An 18,775-nucleotide genomic window follows, 5' to 3' on the forward strand; every position below is an offset into this window, starting at 1 on the left:
CGTGATTTATTTCCTATGATAAGTTTTTCTAATGATAAGCATTGTATATCTGTATTTCACTTGTCAATCAAAAGAACTTATAGTGAAAGCATGGTAGGGGAAGTTCCTTGATAGACAGAATGGAGAGATACAATGGAAAGTAAAACAGAAACCAAAGAGCTTGTCAAACAAGAGAGGCAGACCGTTGGTTTTATCATGGGAGTAGTAATTACTCTCATAATTGCTTTAGCGGCTAGGTATTTGGCTCAATTTCCTTTCTTAAGCATAATGGGACAATTGGTAATTGCAATCCTGATCGGTATTATCTGGCGTGCTGTGGCTGGTATTCCGCAGCAAACGATTGCGGGTACAAATTTTTCTAGCAAAAAATTGCTTCGATTTGGCATTATTTTACTTGGGATGCGATTAAATTTGATGGATATTTTATATGCTGGTCCCAAAGTGTTTGCTATGGCGGCATTAGCCATTATTTTTGGATTGAGTGTTGTTTATCTTTTTACACGTTGGTTCCAGGTAGAGAAAAAGTTAGGCATTCTAACGGCATGTGGAACGGCTATCTGTGGTGCGGCAGCGGTTGTGGCAATTGCACCACAAATCAAAGCTAATGATGAAGAAACAGCAATTGGAGCGGCTACTGTAGCTATTTTGGGCACTATTTTCACACTTTTATATACGCTTCTCTATCCTTTTCTTGGTTTTACACCTAATGGTTATGGTGTTTTTTCGGGTGCGACCCTACATGAGATAGCGCACGTAATTGCCGCAGCGGCACCTGGTGGAAATAATGCTGTAGATATTGCTGTCATCGTCAAATTAACTCGGGTTGCTCTTCTTGTTCCGATCGCCATTGGCATAGGAATATGGAGCAGTCGTTTAGAACAAAAGATGACTGGGGAAATCAATAAACGGTTTTCTTGGAGGTCACTACCTATTCCATGGTTTATCTTTGGATTTTTGGCGATGAGTGCTGTTAACTCACTAGGTATTATTCCTCAGGAAATAGCTACACAAATCGTTAGCATCGCTTATCTATTAATTGCGATGGCGATGGCCGGTTTAGGGTTAAACGTAAATCTAGTTGCCTTTAAGCGGATGGGATTAAAATCGTTTGCAGCCGGCTTAGTTGGATCGGTGTTGCTTTCCCTATTTGGTTTTGCAATGACCTATGCTTTTCATTTAGCTTAATAAAATACTGCCTCCATTCCTATTGGGAGTGGAGGTTTTTTTATCTCGAAAGACATACATATGTTACAAGCTTGTGAACAGGAGTAGTTTGCTGTATGCTTCAAATAGCGGAAGCTTGAAAAGGGGAGTACAAGGTATGCATTACTATGGAAATGAAACGATTATGTCGATAACGCAAGCCATTCATTTAAAGCCAAATGAAATCAGGGTTCTTGAGTGGGTTCGTACCTATGAATATGTTGAAAATACGTATGGTGTAGACGAGAATGTGCCAATATTTTTAGAGATTCAGCTTGTACCGGAAGGGGTCCGTGTTCAAAAGAATCAAATTACGGATTTTCCTACTTTTACCTGTTTGCAAAAGGAAGTATATAACGATATTGAATCAGCTCTTCGTGTATTTAAAGAATGGGCTGACGAGATCATTGATCGCTTGAAAAAACAAGGAACGGCCATCGAATAAGGGGATGAATGTATGCGTGATACAAATAGCCGATACGGAAATCTACCTCCGCGGCCCCCTGCTTTGTTATTTCAGATTGTTCAAAAATTTTATCGCGGGGCTGTTAGTCATTATCCGGTCATTGAGCTAGCCAAAGAAGAGCTGCGTCAAGCTGTATTTGATTGGGAGGCTTGTATAGAAACAAAAAACAATGATGAATTAGAAGCAGAGGAGTTGGTTCGAAAAGCGCTTACTACTTTATTTCTAGAGTTTCACTTTTATGTGACGTGCTGGTTGCAAATTGATTTGGCGCTCCATCGGTTATGTACCCACCCGAATGGCTCTGTGTTCTGTCGATTGAAGCAACGCTTTTCAGATGATATAGAACGGCATCTTGCTGTACGACATTGTGTAGATGACACTGAAGCGTGTGTTAGTGCCCAAATGGAACACACCGAGGGAGATTTGAGTCAGCTTGCAAACGATAGTTACTGGTTTGATGGACGATTGTTTACTGTTGATACGACTAGTCTACATACACTAAATGAGCTTTATCGTGCGATTATGGAGAAAAGAGGTAGCGTATGAAAATAAGTGGGAAAGTCGGCTGTGTCCTGATAGGTTTTTTGGTTGTTTATCTGTGGATTATTCATTTACCCTATCCTCCGTTGCCTATTGCCTCAATGCCGGTTGAACAAGCGATGGCTATGGTAAAGGAACATCCTGAACAGCTAGTTAACATCGGTAAAGAAGAGGGTTACGTGTATTATATGATGGAAGGAACACAAAAGGAGGCGGCAGAAAGGGTAAAACAGCAAATGGCTCAAAAGGGATATCAATTTGTTGAGAAGCAAGGAGCAGGGTATTTCTTTGAACGTAATGGCCAAAAACAGGTGATAACGAGTAACATGTGGACTGGCAATTATGTGATCTTGAAGACGACGAACCCTCTCTAAAAGGAGAGGGAAGCATTGCCCCATCTCTATAGCAATGGAGAAGCTGTAAGCGGACAGCAGTGCTCGTCTTCAGAGTTCTTGCTTTTCGATTTCACTTGTAATAAGCTCTCTACAATGTATAAGTGTAGAGCATTATATGATTTGTTGCGGAAATGCCGGAAAATCAAAAAGACTAATAACGTGACAAAACCAACAATTAGCATAGAGAGCAAAGGGATGCTATTTGCAATGTAATGTGTAAGTTTGCTGGAAAAAATGATGAAAACGATGGGAACGGTAGAAAAACAAAACGGTATGTAGCCAAGCTGAGCTTCTGTTTTTTTAATAGCAGCACAAAGAATGCGCAATTCATGAACGGTGAGTGTCTCATAAAAGTGCCAGATTTCTTCAATTTCTAACAGATCCTCACTGCGTTGAACAGCAATCTGTTGTGAATCATAGCGCCTAAGAGATTTATACAGCTTGCGAAAGTCGCCATACGGCTTCATGTTCAGCCTCCTCTTAAGAATAAAAAAGACCGCCTGTGAAGAGCGGTCTTTTGTTTACGGCTAGGCAATAGGGGAAGGATTACATGCCGCTATAAGAGTGTAATGTACCGTATCCACCAATGTTTTGAGCTTTTACTTCTTGAGGATTGGTTCCTGCGAAGCCACTTTGAAAAATGCTTGAAGCAGGAGAACTATAGTTTTGATAGCTTTGTTGAGCTTGTTGAGAAAAAGCTGGTGTTGCTAATCCTGCATTTAACGATCTAACCTCTTGCACATTAGTTCCAGCAAAACCAGGCTGGAATACACTGTTAGCCCCAGCATAGCTCACTGGATTGCTGTATGAAGGAGCTTGGAATTGATATGATTGAGTTTGCGGGATGTGGGCTTGGTACGGCTGTTGAGCTACAGTAGGCATAGAATAGCCGGCGTTCAAAGCGTGTACCTCATTTGCATTTGTACCTGCAAAGCCTGGGGTATACACACTGTTAATGTTACTGTTCATACCTTGAGATAAAGCAGTTCCTGCTTGGCCAGCGTTTAAATGGCGTACCTCTTGGACATTTGTACCAGCAAAACCAGGTTGGTACACGCTGTTTGCATTAGTAAATCCGCCTTGTACCGCATAGTTTTGGTTTTGTCCGTAAGCTAGGTTTGTTAGGCTTGCAACACCTGGTGTAGGCTGACCTGCGTTTTGAGCTCGTACTTCTTGAACGTTTGTGCCAGCAAAACCAGGCTGGAATATGCTATTTGCACCAGTAAATCCAACTTGTGCTGCATAATGTTGATTACCATAAGAAGGGACTTGTCCGTAAGCTTGATGTGCCAAAGCCGGAGCAGACTGACCTGCATTCAGAGCTCGAACCTCCTGAACATTTGTACCAGCAAAACCGGGGTTGAAAACACTGTTAGCAGTTCCAAAACCACTTTGTGTCCCATAAGATGGGCTTGGTACTTGGCTAAAGGCTTGGGTTGTTGGATAAAAGCTATTGTTCAAAGCTTTTACCTCCTGCACATTTGTACCAGCGAAATTCGGATTGAAGATCGCGCTTGCAGGTCCAGACATTTGGTTGTAAGCAGAAGTATGATAATTTTGATTGTAGGTCATGTTGACCACCTCCTACCCTCAGTTTTTACCAACAAAGGAAACTCAATTCATGCAAAGGAAAAAAATTTCGTTTTTACTTATAAAAAAACAGGGAACGGCATCAGTAGGATTGATGAGACTCCCTGTTTGTAAGCAATAGATGTGATTTGTAAATAAATTCAATTCTATTCTATTTAGCAATGTGCCTTTTCAGTTAGTTTCTATTTCACGTTTCATTCGTTCTAGGAATTCTCATGTGCTCTTCTTCCTTTTGAACATGCTCCTCTTCTCGATTAGAACGCTCTTCCGAAAATAATTGCTTAATCCTCTTCTGCTCTGCTTTCGGCCCAAGCACGTACAAGATATCACCTGCTTGTAAAATGGTATCTCCCTTTGGTATCAGCAATTTTTTCCCTCTGATAATCGCGTTTACTAGTGCCTGGTCAGACAATTGAAGATCAAGCAGATTGATACCCACGACATTGCTGTTTTCCCGAATGTGAACTTCAATCATTTCAGCGTTGGTTTTTGCAAGCGAAACCAGTTCCATGCTATAGGGAGCTACTGTCTTTTCCCCTTTAGAAAAGCCAAACCAGTTGGCAAGCGGCGAAATAGTCGCTCCTTGAATAAGAGCAGAGGTTAAGACAACGAAAAAGACCACATTAAAGATTAGCTGAGCATTCTCTAGTCCAGCAATCAAGGGATAAGTAGCTAATACGATTGGGACAGCACCACGTAAGCCTGACCAAGCGATAAAAGCTCGTTCTTTAGTTGAGAAGCTCATACCAAGTGTACTTACATAAACTCCGATCGGTCGTGCTACAAACATGAGTAGAAAGGAAAGGGCAATACCTTGCCAAATCACTTCCAACAAATCTGATGGAAAAACCAGCAAACCTAACAGGATAAACATTAGGATTTGCATCATCCAGGCAAAAGCTTCGTTAAAGCGCAGAATGGAGTGCCGATAGGGAATGTCAACATTTCCTACAAAGACAGCCATCACATAGACAGCGAGTAAGCCACTTCCGCCCAATATGGATGTGGCACCGTAGGCTAGAACTGCCAGCGCGATAGACAATACCGGATAGAGTCCGGATGAGTCCAGATTAATGCTTTTAATAAGCATAGTGGAGATTTTGCCTAATAAATAACCCATTACTAGGCCTAACCCCATCTCCCATAAGAATTCTAATATCATTGTTAAAACATTCACTTCTGGATGTTGCATGAATTCTATCAGGGCAATGGTCAAAAACATCGCCATCGGATCGTTTGTGCCTGATTCTGCTTCCAGTACGGAAGTCAGCCGCTTTTTTATATTTTTATTGCCTAATACGGCAAAAACAGCAGCGGCATCTGTAGAACCAACAATTGCTCCGAATAATAAGCCTTCATTCCAAGACAAGCCTAAAATAAATTTGGCACATGCACCAATAAGAAAAGTGGTGAGAACAACACCTATAGTTGCTAAGGAGAGAGAGGGTTTAGCCACAGCGCGAATGTCAGTCCATTTCGTCTGCATGCCACCATCGAACAAAATAATGATAAGGGCGAGAATACCGAAGAGTTGTGTTAACGAGGCATTATCATAATAAATGAATTTACTCAGGATCATTCCAACCCCAACGAAAAAAACAAGGGAAGGAAGACCGATGCGTGAAGAAAATTTGGCTGTAACAACGCCAGTAACCAAGAGAACAGCAAGGAGCAAAATGATATTATCCGTTGTGAAAATCAACCATACACCAACTCCTTTAGATAAAATAAAAAGTAAGAAATCAATTCTGTGATATTTGTTACCCGATAGCTCTTTCTTTTAAATGTACACGAAACTGAGGGAGATGCAATATTTCAGGTGCATTTTTATGCTTTTTTTGTAATAAATCTCACAAAAAAGTACGTTTATACGTTTAAATTCGTTGTTGTATTCTATGTAAACGCAACATATGGACCTATTTTTAATGAAAATCGTAAATGTTTATAAAAGAATAATTTCATTATTATAATGGTAGTGGAGTGAGCATAGAAAAATACCCTTCCTATTAGGAAGGGCTGAATAAAAGTAAGGCTCTTCTCACTTGCACATGTGCTGTGAATAAAAAATAATGTTGCGCAGTGAAGCACGGCGGATATCTGGTTCATCGAATTTTTCTGGTTTAGAATTTGCTTCAAAAAACCAGATATCACCATCAGTTGTTATTCCTAAATCCATAGACATCTCAGCAAGATCTCTCATATTCTGCTGAAGAGCTTTAGCTATTACAAGTACAGTTTTCCTGATGTTCTGTAGAATGAAAATGGACCATTCTTCTCCAAAAATTTGGGGAAGGACTTTATCAGGTGAAAGAATAGCACCCCCGCGTGGGACGTGAGTGGTAATGCTTCGGGCCCCTGCTTGTCGAATTCCTATCCCCGTTATATCCCAAAGTCCCTTACCATTTTTTTGAGTAAGGACACGCACATCAAATGGGCGATCATTATAAGTAGCAAGCATAATCCCCTGCTGAACGATGTAGGGTTTCCGCTGAAGAATCGGCCACAGATATGTCCAGAGTTCATCTAGCGTGTCAAATGTTCTACATAAGGATTTTTGTTGATGAACACGGCGTAAAAGCCAGGCCGTATCGTGTTTTTCAAGACGCATGATTCCTCGCCCAGCTTTTCCACGTATAGGCTTTAGATAAAGAACATCATGTTTTCTAGCAAAGGACTTCAGTCGCTCAAAAGAATCTAATTTGTAAGTATCGGGCAAGAAAGGAGCGACTTCCTTTTTGGCTTGTAGGGTGGCAAATAAGCTTTCCTTATCGAAGAATTGACGGTTGAACAATGTCACGTTCTTCAGTTGTGAGATGCGCTTGAGAGTTTCTTGCATATGCTCTTTTTCCTCTACTGTACGTGTTGGAACCCGATTATAGATAACATGAGGAAAGGGAGTTTCAAAGCTTTGCCAGAATCCATTACGTTTATCATATAGATAACCTCGTATTTTATAAGTTTCCCAGTCTATACCATCTGGTGTAAATACGAATACGAGTGCTCCTAGCTTTTGTCCTGTTTTGCTTATCTCCTGAAAGTTTTCCCTATTTCCTTTAAATGCCTCGCCTTTGCCAGAAGTAAGAATGCCAATAAGAGGAGCAATTTGCAGCATATTGTTATACATGCTCCATCTGATGCGGGTACGATAGCGACCTGTTACAGTAGGAGCCAATCCTAGGTTTAATGTTTGCTCAACATGGAGGGGACCCAATGGCACAGTGATATGATTTGTGGAAGTAAGCGGGATGGGAAAGTGGATACCCTCTACATACCATTGTCCTGAGGGGAGTATGGTCAGCCAACCGGCTTGCCAGTGGGACATTAGAAACTCCTCCTTCCTTCAGCCCGTGTTAAAAATTAGCTAAATAGCGACCGTAATCAACGAGTAAACTACGCGACATTTCATCAGCTTGTTTTAGGCGTGAATGTTTAAAAATGGAGCGTCCTGGTTTGGAGTTAGCCTCGAACATCCATATATTCCCTTTTTTGTCGATGCCTATATCTAGACCGAGTTCACCTAGATTCGTACCGTAAGCAAACTCAATTGCATTTGCTAAACGAATAGAAGCTTCACGAACACGCTTTTCTAACGTGTGATGCTGATCTGGGAATAGGGTTTCCAACAGTTCTTTACCTGGGATAACCATTCCTCCAGTTCGAACATGGGTAGTGACACTTCCAACACCGGCTACTTTGGCAGCTAGACAGGATACGACCCAACTATTTTCCACGTTTTTGTGCAAGTGAACACGGAAATCGAGTGGACGACCTGAATAAGTGCATAAATCAATGCCCTGCTGAATCAGGTAGTTACTTGCACGGCGCGTTTGAAACACATGCTGGTATAACTTAGTTAATTTTTGAAAGCGTCGGGTGACATTACCTGCTCCGCTATGGTAAGAGAGCTGATATCCTTTTGGAATCTGCTTTATTTTTAGAATCCCATAGCCCAGACTGCCATCTTTTGGTTTTAAATAAACCATAGAGTATCTTTCAAGCATGCTTTTTAACATGGAGAGTGTAGGAGCTACCTGGGTTTCTGGAATGAATTCATTTATTTCCGGCATGGGATACAAGCGTTGGTGAACACCCCATTTATCAAAAAATCCAATATTAAACATGGGGACATACTGTTCATTGGCTACACGAAATTTAAAGTCCTTGACAGACTCTTGGCGTTCCGCTGCACGAGAGGGAACGCGATCATACAACACGTCTGGCATGGCAGTCCAAAATCTTTTCCATACGTACTGCCTCTTATTTGTAGAGCGCAAGAACCAGCCATATACTCGATTTGATGACCAATCTACATCATTGGGTGAAAAGATAAAGTAATAAACCCCTTTTCCTTTCTGAGCTGACAATAATTTTTGAAAAAAGCTTGATCTAGGGCCAATCGGGGCTCTACCTCCATCGCGTATTCCTGTGGTGACTATACCAATGGAGGGACCAACCCGAATTGTTCCATCTTCGTGTTTTAAATGGATCATACCGGGATGAGGGATGGCTAAAGCTTCTTTTAGTGGTGATGTTACTTTTACTTGATTACCGGTTTTTTGTTTTTTTTCTTCAATAATGATTCCATGTACCGTTATTTGCCCGTGCGAGATAGCAACTCGTTGTCGATTCTTAAATCCCCAGTCCCGGCATAGATGGGAAGGGAGCACGATGCCTTTGATACGGGAGTAGGTAAGAAATCGTAACCGTACTGAGATGGTTTCCATGTACTCCTAACCTCCTATACGCTCATTCAAGAGATATTCAGCGTATTTTACTGGCTGTGCGACCGAATGTAGTCTGGCATTCCCATCTTCAATTTGGCGGAATACCGTCCGGCCTGGTCGTGAATTTACTTCAATAATCCATACATGCCCTTGCGTATCGACCCCTACATCTATTCCCAGCTCTACCAAGCGACCATGATGTTTTTCTAAAAAAGGGGGAAGGAGTTGAGCAAGCCTACCCACTTCTTCTATGATTTGATGACATAAGTCATGTGGATAATGTTTAATTAGGAAATCTTCTAATGGTACGGCGATTCCCCCTCCGTGCAGATTAGAGGTAATGCTTTCTTTCTTCCCTACTCGTACGGCCTTGCCGGTTGTTGTCCATTTACCCCTCCCGTTTTTCTGGACTAAAATACGTATGTCAAAGGGGAATCCATCTGAGGTGTGCAGCTTCAAATAAGGTTGCAAGATGTACTTACGCCCCTTCGTTACCTTTTTAATATAGGAGAGAAGATTTTTTTTAGTTGTTAAGGTACGTGTAAAGGGTTTATTATCCCTCGTTCTACCCATAAGTTCATACCCTTTTTTTACAGAGCAGATACGAATTACTCCGCTTCCATGGGTTCCGGCCATGGGTTTTATAATGACAGCCCCTTGTTCAGCCAGATTTGTTTCAAGAAGAGTAGGGCTAAAGAGCTTTGTTTGCGGTAACCATTTTTGTAAATCCTTTGATTTCATAAGGATGTTATGCACTTGCCATTTTCCCGATAATCCGCGACCTAAGAAGGTAATTTTAGGATCATTTTGCAGTCGTTCAATAATCGGTCTATATTTAGCGATATGGGGTCCCATAAAATACCTATCATAGATTAATTGTGGAAAGGGAATTTCTATGCGCTTCCAAGTATGTTCAATAAGTTCAAAGCCTACTATGGTACGTGAGATAAAATCAACCTGACGAGGAGAAAAGACGACTATGCGTATACCTAGCTTGCTTCCAATACGTGTTAAAGTGGTATAATAAGACTTTTCCCGGAAGGTTGGCTGGTTTGGCGATCCTTTGAAAATGGCCATAATTCCTAATGTTTTTTCTTGTTTTCTCATTTTGATCACCTACGCTGTCTTATCTATTCTTCTTTTTCTGAGGTGTTGTTTGAAAGATTGGTTGGGTAAAGCCATTTAAAAAAGCGGTGTAGCTTACTAAATGTCGAACGGACGGTCTTGCTTGTCGGGGAGAAGTTTCATTGTCGCGTAAACGTAAGCTGGTAATGCTTTTGGAGGGTTTGCTGTTAACCTCTAACAGCCAGACATTTCCGTTAGTATCAATACCTAGATCAATACCAAACTCTGCGAATTCTCCTTGTAAAGCGTATTCTAACCGTTCAGCGATGAGCAGAGCGACCCTTTTGAGCTTGTGAATAGATGGCCTTCTATTACGTTTCCATGGACCGCATACTCGTAGGGCCTGTTTAGCGGACATAATACTACCACCACGGGCTACATTTGATACAATCGAATTTTGACCTGTTCGAGCAACGATGGAGGTGGTTGCCCAAATGCCTCGATTGTTCTTTTGTACCAAAACACGAAAATCGGTTGGATTGGAGTCGATGCCAATAAGGTGCAAGCCTTGTTGGAGAACATAAGATTTTCCTTTAGAACGCTTTCGTAGGAATTTTTGTAAAGAGTACAGACTTTTTTGCCTTAAGGAGATAACCTTTTCTTTTGATACAAATCGAACACCATATTCACCATTTGCTTTTATCAGGCGAAAAATACCCCTTCCCAAACTACCATTAGCAGGTTTGGCGTACACGATACGGTGGGTTTGTAGCATGGTTGATAGTTCACCGTTTGGGCCAAATAACATGGTTTTGGGCAAATAAGTGGAGACGGCTACATCATTGCGAAGAGCTTTATGAACCTGCCATTTGTTTAAGAAACGCTCATTAAAAAAGGGGATCCTCAAAATTTTACAGCGTTCCACAAAATCCACTACCTTTTCACTCTGCTCTCGTTGTCGAGAAGATAGCCGATTATAGATTGAATGGGGGAGTGGGAGTGTGGTTTTTTTCCAGATGTTTTTTTGCCTAACGAATGCGGAAACCGTTTTATTCTCCCAATCAACGTCATCTATGGAAAAGATACAAGCGAAGCCACCTTTCTGTTTGAACGTATCAACCACTTCATTAATAAACGAAGAGAGGGAACCAAAAGGCTCTTGTTTATGATCCTGTTGATAGCTGGTGAGCAAAATCCCCAAATAGGGACCGAAATAAAGCGTTTGCTGTTGTGAATCATAACGCATGAGAAATTTGGTCCCGGTAGGAATATGGAGAGCACGAACAAGGGAAGGACACATCGTGACACAGGTATCCTGATCTACTCCTGAAACCTTTGCTTGTGCCTTTGATACACCAAAGCAAACGGTGATAAAGATGTCTGAGGGAATGTCTAAACTCTTCATGATATGAAGGGGAAGCTGTAGATCAGACCGCTCTTCTATGGGTATAGATGCCTGAATGATAGTGCGAACATATGACATGATGATCCCCTTTCCATAGGCGTTAGGTTAGTCTATCTTATGAGTTCTAAAAATAATTGGTTCCAGATAGGAGTAGAAACATGAATGCTTGGATAACATTACTTCTCAATGTAGGTATTGGCTCAGCTATTGGTGGCATTACGAATGATCTGGCTATCCGTATGCTGTTTCGCCCCCATCGTGAGATAAAAATAGGCGGATTTCGAGTTCCTTTTACCCCAGGTCTTATCCCAAGGCGGCATAAGCAAATCTCAATTGAAATGGGGAAATTGGTAGAAAATCACCTGCTGACTAAGGAAGGGGTTAGACAGGGATTACGAGCAGCAGGAGTCGAACAAAAGCTTATACACATAACTGAGGGACTCCTGCAAAAATGGATAGCTAGCGATGTAACCTTTCGTGAGCTAATCGACAAAGCTATGCCAAATGCATTAGTAGATGGAGATAGGCTGGCTCCGCAAATAAGAAAAAACGTGTATTCGGTCTACGATGAGCGTGTGACAAATTGGCTAAAAGGCGTAGAGGATAAGACGGTAGAGTCATTGCTTTCGCCAGAAATCCTGAATAAAGTGGAGCTACTTGTAGATCAATTTGGGGACATGCTAATTAGCCGATTAAAGGACTATCTGCATGCGCCAGAAGGTCAAGCTCAGGTTCAAGCCTTGATTCGTCAACTTGTAGGGGGAAGCGGAGGCATGTTGGGCGGTTTAGTGGGGATGTTCTTAGGGGACGAGAAGCTGGTTGCCAAGATTATGCCCCACTTGGAATCAATCCTAAGCAATCCACAGCTTATCGATAAATTAAAATCGACACTTCAGGTAGAAATGAATAAGCAATTGGAGCGTCCAATAAGTGATTTTCTGGGGATGATAAGCCAAGAAGAATTGAGTAAGTGGAAAGAGAAGCTGTTCGCTAAAGGTGAAGAAGTGGGAATTGAGTTATTGGACAAGCGTGTGGGAGAAGTCCTTCTTACATTCGAGGAACAAATATCTATATACTGGTTACCAAGAGTTGCCCAGTGGTTTACAGGGAGATTAGAGGAAAACGTAGATAGACTGTTCGATTCTCTTCAGATCAAGGAAATTGTTACGAAACAAGTAGAGGGATTTCCATTAGAGCGACTAGAGGAAATGATCATCGGCATTTCGGGAAGGGAATTCCGTATGATTACAGTACTAGGTTTTGTACTGGGAGCAATTATCGGACTTGTGCAAGGCTTACTTAACTTTTTAACATAAAACAAGTAAAAATAAAAAATTGTAAGAAGGGGACAAGAGATGAAGAGGAGAGCTTTTCCAAATGAAAGGAAGAAAACATTGGCTGGGCCTCTCCATCTGTCCCCTATTTCCAAAACCTATCCTTACCCAGAGTTTTCCCAAGCTTCTTAAGTGCTGAGGAGCTTGCAGTGAAATGGTTGAAAAAGCATTCATTTTTTCTTTCGTTAAAGTAGAGATACCTGCTAATGTTTAAAACAAAAGCGATTTGCCACATGAATGACAAACCGCTATTACTCTGATAGTATATTCCATTATTTACACTTTTGATTGTTCCTGTATCTTGGGGACAGATACTTCATTTGGAACTCCAATTCCCGTAAAGCCTAGAATGACAGTAATAATTGGACATAGTAGACAGAAGAAGGCATAAGGCAGATATTCCAGAGTCCCGACTCCTAGCACTCCCGTTAAGAATACCCCGCATACGCTCCAAGGAACAAGTGGATTAACAACTGTCCCGGCATCCTCTAGCACACGCGACAAATTTTTACGGGCTAGCCCTAGCTTTTCAAAGCTTGGAAGAAAGGCTCTTCCTGGCAAAATAATGGACAGATATTGCTCCCCAACCAGCACATTAATACTAAGGCTTGACATAGCAGTAGACAAAATCAGTCGTCCGCGAGTTTTTACAAACCGCTGAATACAGGAAACCAGATTCGAAATCACACCGATTTCATATAAGATTCCGCCTAAACCTAAGGCTAATAAAATCAGTGCGACGGACGATAGCATACTTTGAAGACCCCCGCGTGATAGAAGAGAATCCACTTCAGCTTGTCCAGTTGTTGAAACAAAGCCATTTTGCATGATGGTTAATAAAGAAACCAATGATTGATTCGGTTGAGTAATTAAAATCAATAGTAAGGAGGAGACAATTCCTACAAATAGAGCAGGAATAGCTGGAATCCGTTTGTAAGCCATAAAAAATAAAAGCAATGGTGGCAGGAATGTACTCCAGTGAATAAATGAACTCATTTCCAAGCCCTTACGGATGGTTTCGAAATTTAGTGGAACCTGACTTGTAACAGAACTCCCCAAGTAAAAGTAGAGCACTAAAGAAATGATAAAAGCAGGAATAGTGGTCCACATCAAATGACGAATGTGTTCGAATAAATCTACTTTTGCGACCCCGGGAGCCAGATTGGTTGTATCTGATAATGGCGACATTTTATCTCCGAAGAATGCTCCAGAAATAATAGCCCCTGAAATCAATGCCAAATCAATTCCCAGCATTTTGCCCATACCAAGAAAGGCAACACCGATAGTAGCTACTGTCGTAAAGGCACTTCCAATACTAGTGCCAACGAGCGCGCACATAACAAAAACGGTGATCAGAAAGTAGTCAGCGGAAATAAGAGAGAATCCGTATAAAATCATGGTTGGAATCGTTCCGCAGGCAATCCAAACCGCAATTAATACCCCGATCAGCAAAAAAATTACTATAGAAGGAATACCAGAAATAATTCCTTCTCGAATTCCTTTATCCATTACCTTCCACGGTATTCTTTTACAAAACCCAAAGGCGACGGAGATCATGATGCACAATAAGATAGCGATTTGCGGAGGGGCCTGCAGATTGAGCACTAGATAACCAATCACCACCAATAAAATGAGAATAAGAGCGAGTGAATCTGGAATTTTCGTCCAATTAGATGATGGTTGATGCTGCATCTGAGTGACCTCCTTTTTCTGTTAATGGTAAAATTTGTTTAGTATTACTTTAACGCTTATACGCTTTCAAGCACTAAAGCTAATTATTTATAATATCAGTGTACATGAAAAACGATAAGTTTACAATGAGGCTAAAAAAATTTTGTTTTCTGTACGTAAAAAGGAGTGTAACCTTTTTTTATTTTCTTACGACTAGTGGGGCAAAACAGCAAAAAGGAATTAGGAGCAATGAATTGGGAAAATGAAAATCGTCCTCTGAACCACGGCCAATAGGAACAAATAGGAACAGGCTCTGGGGCAATTATAGCCAAACAGTTAATCCATTTTTAAACTACCTATATGGATTAGATGAATTACAATTTTGTTATCAGAAACAAAAAACATCGGTTAAAAAGAAGATTCCTTAACACTTCCTTTATGATTGAATGAAGAGTTTTTTTGAATCGTTCTCTTGTTTATAATGAAAGAATGGAGGAAATCGAGAGTTTGATAGTTGTCTCATCCTTTGGTTTTGGTCATAATACTACAATGTATAATGCAGAAGAAAGGTGATGAATATGTGGAAAGAATTTCGTGAATTCGCGATGAAGGGCAACGTCGTAGATTTGGCGATCGGTGTTGTAATAGGAGGAGCTTTTGGGAAAATTGTTACTTCTCTAGTTAATGATTTAATTATGCCATTGGTTGGCTTACTCTTAGGACGTATCGACTTTTCTAATTTGTTTATAAACTTGTCTGGAACTCATTATAATACGATAGCAGAGGCAAAAAAAGCAGGTGGAGCAACACTAAACTACGGTTTGTTCCTGAATTCTGTTTTGGATTTTCTCATTGTAGCCTTTAGTATTTTTATTGTGATTAGACAGTTAAATAAACTACGTAAGAAAAAGGAAGAAATCAAGCAAGAAGAAGCAGTTACGACCAAGGAGTGTCCATATTGCATTTCTAGCATTCCTTTACAGGCTAAGCGTTGCCCAGCATGTACCTCTCAATTAGTGGAAGCTCATCCTTCAGCCTAATAGCTAGAGGAGAAGATAAGTAACCAAAGATTGTCAGTTTAAAAGCAAATCTGTTACACTACTTACAATACATCCTAATATAAAAGTGAGGGAATACTGTGAACTACGATAAAGCACATGAATTGGCACGTGCCATTAAAGATAGCGACGAGTACAAAGCATTTCTAGCAGCTCAACAAAACGTGAGTGCAGACCCAGAGGCTAGTCGCATGCTAGCTGATTTTCGTCAAAAACAATTTGAATTGCAGATGAAGCAAATGAGCGGACAAGAAGTAGGTCAAGCAGATATGGAGCAAATCCAAAAATTGTATGAAACAGTTCAGCTTCATCAAGAAATCCGTAAGGTGCTAGAAGCAGAGCGCGTTCTTGGACAGATTATGGAAGATGTTAATCGCATCATAGCTGAGCCTCTACAGGTTCTGTACGGTATTGAAAATTAATTTTTGTTTGTAAACAAAGAACGAATGAAATGAAATGCATTTGTAATTCGTTTGTAACATTCCTGTAATATTAAGGGGATAAGATAAAAACATGATGAAAACCCCCTTAAATTATATACGTGATTTGGTGTAACGGGCGCCGTTACACCCTTTTTTTTTGTCTAGGCATGGGGTAAAATTGTTGCAAGGAGCCTTTTTAAGTTAATGAAGTACATACATGATTCGTATGATAACGATATAATATCCTTCATTTGTAAAAACGGTAAACAAAGGGTAGGTGGCTAGCTTGGCAACAAAGCACGAACAAATCATACAACATATTGATCGCCTTCCCATCGGAACTAAGATCTCTGTCCGACAGATCGCCAAGGATCTCGAAGTAAGCGAAGGAACGGCTTACCGCGCGATCAAAGAGGCGGAGGTACAAGGGTATGTTAGTACCATTGAACGGGTAGGAACTGTCCGGATTGAGAAAAAGAATAAGGAAAACTTTGATCGTTTAACTTTTGCCGAGGTAGTAAATATTGTGGATGGCAGTGTGTTGGGTGGTAAAGAGGGTTTACACAAGACTTTACATAAATTTTTGATAGGTGCCATGAAGCTAGAAAACATGGTCAAATATATCCAACCGGGTAGCTTGTTAATTGTTGGAAACCGAGAGCAGGCCCATCGTCTTTCTTTACAAAATGGTGCGGCTGTATTAGTTACCGGTGGATTTGATACAAGTGAGGAAGTTAAAGCGCTAGCAGATGAGTTGGAATTACCGATTATTTCTACTACGTACGATACATTCAGTGTGGCTTCTTTATTAAATCGTGCTATTTATGACCGTCTTATCAAAAAAGAGATTGTCATGGTAGAGGATATAGTAAAACCATTAGATGAGGTTCCCGTTTTATTGCCTACAGATCAAGTGAAGAAGTGGCATTTGTACACAGAAAAATATAAAGAGACACGCTTTGCTGTAGTCGATGAGTTTCGTCGGCTAGTTGGTATCCTAACATCTAAGGATATCATCGGTAATGAAGATGATGTTACTGTGGATAAAGTGATGACACGCAGCCCAATTACGACGTCACCAAGGGTCTCTGTCGCTTCCGCCGCTCATTTGATGGCATGGGAAGGAATCGAATTGTTGCCGGTTGTGGATAATTTCAAAAAGCTGCTGGGAGTCATTACACGTCAGGAAGTTCTGAAAGCGTTGCAATACATGCAGAAGCAACCGCAATTAAGCGAAACCTTTCCAAATATGATCATGAGTCAGTTCCGAGAAGAAAAGGATCGGGATGAAGTCACCTACATTGGTGAAGTAACTCCTCAGATGACCAATCATTTGGGAACGATTGCAAGTGGCGTACTGACGACTGTCATGACAGAAGTAGCCTGTAATGAATTGCGCCGACATCGACGTGGTGATATGGTGCCGGAGAATATTACCGTTTATTTCTTAAAGCCAGTTCAGATCGAAAGTCAATTAAAGATAAAACCGCGCTTGCTAGACGTGAGCCGCCGCTTTGGCAAGGTGGAGGTAGAAGTGTTCCACCGCGATCAAATGGTTGGAAAAGCAATGGTTACAGCGCAGGTTTTGGAAAGATAATGCAGATGATAAAATGATAAAACCGGAGCGAGGAATGGATTTCCTGCTCCGGTTTTTGCGCTGTGGAAACGTGAAATTTTTTGAATTGAGAGTAGTAAGAACGATCGGACTTTACAAATCATCTGAGCACTTATCAACAACTTCTTACATACGGAAACCCATATAGGTTACACCAGCGATGAATAACATAAAGATCACGACAAGCAATTGACAAAAACCTGTGCCGGAAAAGAAAAAACTACCTAGTTTCCATTTCCGTTGATGCGTAATATAGTTGGGCGGAGCGGAAGGCTCCGGCTTTGGCAGCTGGTCCATATAAGCTGAGACATCTAGTTTTAAAACGCTAGCGTAACTTTTCACAAATCCTTGGACATACACTTGATGAGGAATTTTAGAAAATTCCTCTTGTTCGATTGCCTCCAAATAAGACAACGGGATATTTGTTTTCTGATGAATATCTGTTAGGCTAATCCCTTTTGAAATCCGTGCTTCTTTCATAACGAACCCAATTCTTTCCATACAAATTGCTCCTAAACAAAATTCTCGCATGCTTGCTTACACACTCATGAACAGACCTGAATTTATTACTCATTATATGACGAGTAAATCAAACCTCCTGTTACATCTGTCCAAAAAATTTTCAAACATTCTTCATTATATTGTGTTATGAGAAAAAGAGATACCTGATCTTTATATTTATGATAAGTATATTATTTGTAAAGATCAATATATGATAACCCATTTATTTTCGTTATCACAATAGTAAAAAACTGCCATCCTTCTTCCGTTTTGAAAGGATGGCAGTTTTTCGTTACTTTATAGATCATTTTATTTTAGTGTTTCCGCTACTCGTAACCATTCTTGTTTGTTGCGGATATAGTGTTTTGTACCAAGCACGAGATTAATAATACCTACTAACAGCATTACAAAAGCAACCCCAATCCGAATTCCATCTAAGTCCTGAAAGGAAAATTGATTGAGACCAAATAAGATGAGCAGGCAACCTAAGGAGATATTCATTTTTCCAAGTGTCATACGGGATTGCAATGGATGAAGACCACGACGACGAGCGTTAATGCTATAGTAGACTCCCATGATGAGGGAGGCAATCATGCCGGTAAAATAAATAGCAAACCACATCATGCAACACCTACCCTTCCTTTTTCAATTAACAAATCATGACATCTGTATTATAGCATACTTATTGACGGAAAAATTCGTATGTTCTTACAAGTCCTATCCTTCTGTTACACGAATAAAGGTTCGCCTCAATTGCTCCTTCGGGTATAATAGGAATATACGAAG

The 18,775-nt window shown here is 40.7% G+C and carries 18 protein-coding genes; 8 read left to right on the forward strand and 10 right to left on the reverse strand.

Annotation, left to right across the window (positions count from 1 at the left end; translation table 11 throughout):
- Positions 1 to 132 precede the first annotated feature (132 nt).
- From GOP56_RS20410 to GOP56_RS20425, 4 genes are all read left to right on the forward strand, one after another.
- A complete protein-coding gene (locus GOP56_RS20410; protein WP_003339155.1) occupies positions 133 to 1,185 on the forward strand; it encodes a YeiH family protein in 1,053 nt (350 codons plus the stop codon).
- 136 nt (positions 1,186 to 1,321) lie between these two features.
- On the forward strand, positions 1,322 to 1,648 hold the full coding sequence (locus GOP56_RS20415) for a hypothetical protein (protein WP_022583788.1): 327 nt from the start codon (positions 1,322 to 1,324) through the stop codon (positions 1,646 to 1,648).
- Positions 1,649 to 1,660: 12 nt separating this feature from the next.
- Positions 1,661 to 2,215, forward strand: a complete 555-nt coding sequence (locus tag GOP56_RS20420) for a hypothetical protein (protein ID WP_003335269.1) — start codon at positions 1,661 to 1,663, stop codon at positions 2,213 to 2,215.
- The gene (locus GOP56_RS20425) at positions 2,212 to 2,583 is read left to right on the forward strand and encodes a hypothetical protein (RefSeq protein ID WP_068792742.1); all 372 of its coding nucleotides are present in this window, start codon (positions 2,212 to 2,214) and stop codon (positions 2,581 to 2,583) included. The genes GOP56_RS20420 and GOP56_RS20425 overlap by 4 nt, the downstream gene beginning before the upstream one ends.
- A 26-nt stretch (positions 2,584 to 2,609) precedes the next feature.
- Here the strand turns inward: GOP56_RS20425 and GOP56_RS20430 are convergent, their stop codons facing one another.
- The 7 genes from GOP56_RS20430 to GOP56_RS20460 form a co-directional block, all read right to left on the reverse strand.
- Positions 2,610 to 3,071, reverse strand: a complete 462-nt coding sequence (locus tag GOP56_RS20430; protein ID WP_003335267.1) for a hypothetical protein — start codon at positions 3,069 to 3,071, stop codon at positions 2,610 to 2,612.
- A 79-nt stretch (positions 3,072 to 3,150) separates the two neighbouring features.
- Positions 3,151 to 4,176 carry a hypothetical protein gene (locus GOP56_RS20435; protein WP_163246475.1) on the reverse strand — a complete coding sequence of 342 codons (1,026 nt, stop codon included), beginning with the start codon at positions 4,174 to 4,176 and terminating at the stop codon, positions 3,151 to 3,153.
- Between the two features lie 205 nt (positions 4,177 to 4,381).
- The gene (locus GOP56_RS20440) at positions 4,382 to 5,896 is read right to left on the reverse strand and encodes a potassium/proton antiporter (protein WP_163246477.1); all 1,515 of its coding nucleotides are present in this window, start codon (positions 5,894 to 5,896) and stop codon (positions 4,382 to 4,384) included.
- 336 nt (positions 5,897 to 6,232) lie between these two features.
- Positions 6,233 to 7,516: a YheC/YheD family endospore coat-associated protein gene (locus GOP56_RS20445; RefSeq protein WP_003335263.1), complete on the reverse strand. Its 1,284-nt coding sequence runs from the start codon at positions 7,514 to 7,516 to the stop codon at positions 6,233 to 6,235.
- A gap of 28 nt (positions 7,517 to 7,544) precedes the next feature.
- Entirely contained in the window at positions 7,545 to 8,918 is a 1,374-nt protein-coding gene (locus tag GOP56_RS20450; RefSeq protein WP_121473501.1) for a YheC/YheD family endospore coat-associated protein, read from the reverse strand.
- Positions 8,919 to 8,924: 6 nt separating this feature from the next.
- Positions 8,925 to 10,025: a YheC/YheD family endospore coat-associated protein gene (locus GOP56_RS20455; RefSeq protein ID WP_003339146.1), complete on the reverse strand. Its 1,101-nt coding sequence runs from the start codon at positions 10,023 to 10,025 to the stop codon at positions 8,925 to 8,927.
- Positions 10,026 to 10,044: 19 nt separating this feature from the next.
- A complete protein-coding gene (locus tag GOP56_RS20460; RefSeq protein ID WP_121473502.1) occupies positions 10,045 to 11,466 on the reverse strand; it encodes a YheC/YheD family endospore coat-associated protein in 1,422 nt (473 codons plus the stop codon).
- Positions 11,467 to 11,546: 80 nt separating this feature from the next.
- Between GOP56_RS20460 and GOP56_RS20465 the strand changes: the two genes are divergently transcribed.
- On the forward strand, positions 11,547 to 12,704 hold the full coding sequence (locus GOP56_RS20465; protein ID WP_163246479.1) for a DUF445 domain-containing protein: 1,158 nt from the start codon (positions 11,547 to 11,549) through the stop codon (positions 12,702 to 12,704).
- 294 nt (positions 12,705 to 12,998) lie between these two features.
- Here GOP56_RS20465 and nhaC read toward each other — a convergent pair whose 3' ends face one another.
- Positions 12,999 to 14,414, reverse strand: coding sequence for a Na+/H+ antiporter NhaC (gene nhaC / locus GOP56_RS20470; protein WP_163246480.1), 1,416 nt, complete (start codon positions 14,412 to 14,414; stop codon positions 12,999 to 13,001).
- Between the two features lie 557 nt (positions 14,415 to 14,971).
- Between nhaC and mscL the strand changes: the two genes are divergently transcribed.
- From mscL to GOP56_RS20485, 3 genes are all read left to right on the forward strand, one after another.
- Entirely contained in the window at positions 14,972 to 15,433 is a 462-nt protein-coding gene (mscL, locus tag GOP56_RS20475; RefSeq protein WP_163246482.1) for a large conductance mechanosensitive channel protein MscL, read from the forward strand.
- Between the two features lie 98 nt (positions 15,434 to 15,531).
- Positions 15,532 to 15,873, forward strand: a complete 342-nt coding sequence (locus GOP56_RS20480) for a YlbF/YmcA family competence regulator (protein WP_003335254.1) — start codon at positions 15,532 to 15,534, stop codon at positions 15,871 to 15,873.
- A 286-nt stretch (positions 15,874 to 16,159) separates the two neighbouring features.
- Positions 16,160 to 17,470, forward strand: coding sequence for a DRTGG domain-containing protein (locus tag GOP56_RS20485; RefSeq protein ID WP_003335253.1), 1,311 nt, complete (start codon positions 16,160 to 16,162; stop codon positions 17,468 to 17,470).
- A 144-nt stretch (positions 17,471 to 17,614) separates the two neighbouring features.
- Here GOP56_RS20485 and GOP56_RS20490 read toward each other — a convergent pair whose 3' ends face one another.
- Both GOP56_RS20490 and GOP56_RS20495 read right to left on the reverse strand, forming a co-directional pair.
- Positions 17,615 to 17,989 (reverse strand): helix-turn-helix domain-containing protein, encoded by a 375-nt coding sequence (locus GOP56_RS20490; RefSeq protein ID WP_003339140.1) that lies wholly within the window; start codon positions 17,987 to 17,989, stop codon positions 17,615 to 17,617.
- Between the two features lie 309 nt (positions 17,990 to 18,298).
- The gene (locus tag GOP56_RS20495) at positions 18,299 to 18,610 is read right to left on the reverse strand and encodes a YtpI family protein (RefSeq protein WP_035317946.1); all 312 of its coding nucleotides are present in this window, start codon (positions 18,608 to 18,610) and stop codon (positions 18,299 to 18,301) included.
- Positions 18,611 to 18,775: the final 165 nt, after the last annotated feature.

It is taken from the genome of Brevibacillus sp. 7WMA2 (assembly GCF_010748895.1).
Classification (GTDB): Bacteria; Bacillota; Bacilli; order Brevibacillales; family Brevibacillaceae; genus Brevibacillus_B; species Brevibacillus_B halotolerans.